This window comes from Aquitalea sp. S1-19, from assembly GCF_024343515.1.
This window is the reverse complement of sequence record NZ_RJTZ01000190.1, coordinates 1-3069: the sequence shown is the minus strand read 5'-3', so window position 1 is coordinate 3069 and position 3069 is coordinate 1. Positions and strand designations below refer to the sequence as shown.

The window sequence follows — 3069 nt, the reverse complement described above, 5'->3', positions numbered from 1 at the left end:
GCACGGCCACCAGCGCCACGCCCAGACAGAAGCAAACCAGCCGTTCCATGCTCCATCATATGCAGGCACAACTTGCATGGCAGCCTAGCCTCGCTTATCGTGCGCCCTCGCCTGATACTGCCCGAAAGACCGATATGTCCGATTTTCCCTTTTTCCTCGCCGCCGGCGCCCGGCGTGACTACGCCGACAGGCTGGTCGCCCTGTTCGGTCTGCAACGCCTGCGCGCACGCCCGACCAGCGACTACTGGCTGGAACTGGGGGATGACAGGCTGGAGCTGGTGACCATAGGCAAGCATGGCGCGGTTTACGCCGAGTTCGTCGAAGGTGCGGCCAAACACCGGCGCGAACAGGGCGGCGGACGCGGCCAGCCGGTGGCCAAGGCCATCGGCCTCAAGAGTGCCAAAACCCTGCCCAGCGTCGTCGATGCCACGGCAGGCCTTGGGCGCGACAGCTTTGTACTGGCTAGCCTGGGCTGTCAGGTCACCTTGCTTGAGCGCTCGCCGGTTGCCGCAGCCTTGCTGTTTGATGCACTGGACCGGGCGCGCTCGCATGCCGACACAGCCGATATCGCCGCACGCATGACGCTGGTGCACGCCAACTCGATAGACTGGCTTAGCACGCTTGCCCCCGAGCAGTCCCCGGATGTGGTGTTTGTCGACCCGATGTTCCCTGACACCGACAAGAAAAGTGCCGCCGCGAAAAAAGACATGCAGGCCTTCCAGCAGGTCATCGGCGACGATATGGATAGCGCCGCCTTGCTCGCGGCGGCGTGGGGGGCAGCGCGCAAACGGGTCGTGGTGAAGCGCCCGCGTCTGGGCGCACCGATAGCGGGCATGAATCCTTCGGTGGTGATGGAGGGCAAATCGACCCGCTTTGACCTTTATATCAAGCAAAGCATGAGCAAGACGGACTAAGCGGCGAGTGCCACAGAGGGAGAAGCAAGCACTCGCCAACTCGACAGGCTGCGTTTAAGCGATTATTTTAAAACCATCCTGAATTCCCCCGCAGATACTCAACATGAATGCTGTCCTTCTTGCGGTCGTGCTGATGCTCGGCCTGTCACTCGCCCGCACCCATGTCGTGATCAGCCTGCTGGTCGGCGCCATCGTCGGCGGACTGGTCGGTGGTCTGTCGCTAGCCGACACACTGGAGGCCTTCAATAAGGGCCTGACCGGCGGCGCGTCGGTGGCGCTGTCCTATGCCTTGCTCGGTGCTTTTGCAGTGGCCATTGCCAAATCAGGCCTGCCGCACGCGCTGGCCGACATCGCCCTGAAGAAACTGGAAAACGGTCAGGCCAAAACCACGCTCAAGTGGACCTTGCTGCTATTGCTGGTGGCCGTCAGCATCTCCAGCCAGAACCTGATTCCCATCCATATCGCCTTTATCCCGCTACTGGTGCCGCCGCTGCTTTATGTGATGGCCAAGCTGCAACTGGACAGGCGCGCCGTCGCCTGCGTGATGACTTTCGGTCTGGTCACGCCCTATATGCTGTTTCCGGTCGGCTTTGGCGAGATTTTCCTCAAGCAGATCCTGCTGGGCAATATCGCCAAGTCCGGCATGGACGTGGCCGGCATCAATGTCACCCACGCCATGGCCATTCCTGCTGCCGGCATGCTGGCCGGCCTGCTGTTTGCGGTATTCATCAGCTACCGCAAGCCGCGCCGCTACAGCTTGGGCCGCATCGAGAATGCCGAGCGTACCCACGCCAAGATCAGCCCGCGCTCCATCCTGACCGCACTGGCGGCCATCGTGTTTGCGTTTGCAGTGCAGCTTTACACCGGCTCGATGATCATGGGCGCGCTGGTCGGCTTCCTGACCTTTATCGCCACCGGCGTGGTGAAATGGAAAGACGCGGACGATTTGTTTACCGAAGGCATGAAGATGATGGCAATGATAGGCTTCATCATGATCACCGCCCAAGGCTTTGCCGAAGTACTGAAAGCCACCGGACAGATCGCGCCGCTGGTCAGCTCCTCGGCCGAACTGTTCGGCCATAACCGCGGCCTGGCCGTATTCGCCATGCTGCTGGTCGGTCTGTTCGTCACCATGGGCATAGGCTCGTCGTTTTCTACCGTCCCCATCATCGCCGCCATTTATGTTCCGCTGTGCATACAGCTGGGCTTCTCGCCCATGGCCACGGTCGCCATTATCGGTACGGCCGGAGCCTTGGGCGATGCCGGCTCGCCAGCCTCCGATTCGACCCTGGGGCCGACCTCGGGTCTGAATGTCGATGGCCAGCATGACCATATCCGCGACACCGTCATTCCCACCTTTTTGCACTACAACCTGCCACTACTGACCGCAGGCTGGATTGCCGCCATGGTGCTGTGAAATTTTTAAGGAAGCATGATGAACACCCCTGCCCCAATGGCACTGGCGACACGACTCGCCCCCTTACTGAATGGTCTTGACTGGGGAATCGGCGGCAGCACCCTGCTCTACCATCTGGGGCTGGAGGCCAACCCGCAGGATCTGGATCTGCTGGTCACGCCTGAACACTTTGCCCAAGCCCATCTGCGTCTGGCCGAACTCTTTAACGAAGAGCCAAGGCCGGCGCATCCGCACCATATTGCGCAGCACTTTGCCCGCTTTGTCAGTCAGGACGGCCGTGCCATCGACTTGATGGCGGGCATTTGCGTACGCGATAAGGAGAAACAGACCGGCTGGGACTTCAACCCGGCACAGGTGGATATCGAACATGGCTTGCCATGGATGCGCGCCGAAGACTGGCTGGAACTCTACACCCTGTTCCAGCGCCCGTTTCGCGTACAGCAGTTGCAAAACTGGCTAAATGCACGCGATGCCGAACAACGCTGTGGCGAACTGGAAATCCGTCTGGCCTTTCTGGACGATACGGTCGATGCCCTAAGCAGCACGCTTGCGCGCCAGCAACACGAACTCGACCTGCTGCAAGAGCAGTTGCGCCTCCTGTATCGTCAAAGCGCACGCGGCAGTGGCGAAAACGAAGAGCGCTCGCTGCGCGACGAGATCCCGCCGCACTATTGAGCTGCCACGCGCGCGCCAGCCGGCTTATGCGTCATGCGCCCGGAAAACAGCCCGGCCCCAACA

At 60.9% G+C, this 3069-nt stretch carries 3 protein-coding genes; all 3 read left to right on the top strand.

Annotated features, from left to right (window positions below):
• Positions 1–914, top strand: a 914-nt coding sequence (locus tag EGI20_RS16925) for a class I SAM-dependent methyltransferase (RefSeq protein WP_498632880.1), incomplete at its 5' end; no start/stop codon positions are given.
• Positions 915–1017: 103 nt separating this feature from the next.
• Complete coding sequence (locus EGI20_RS16920) at positions 1018–2331, top strand: Na+/H+ antiporter family protein (protein ID WP_498632878.1); 1314 nt, start codon at positions 1018–1020, stop codon at positions 2329–2331.
• Positions 2332–2349: 18 nt separating this feature from the next.
• The gene (locus EGI20_RS16915) at positions 2350–3006 is read left to right on the top strand and encodes a SlyX family protein (RefSeq protein WP_498631297.1); all 657 of its coding nucleotides are present in this window, start codon (positions 2350–2352) and stop codon (positions 3004–3006) included.
• Positions 3007–3069 lie beyond the last annotated feature (63 nt).

What these genes read in the sequence shown, in the direction of transcription:
- EGI20_RS16920 (WP_498632878.1), top strand. Translation starts at nt 1,018, where the DNA reads ATGAATGCTGTCCTTCTTGCGGTCGTGCTGATGCTCGGCCTGTCACTC.
- EGI20_RS16915 (WP_498631297.1), top strand. Translation starts at nt 2,350, where the DNA reads ATGAACACCCCTGCCCCAATGGCACTGGCGACACGACTCGCCCCCTTA.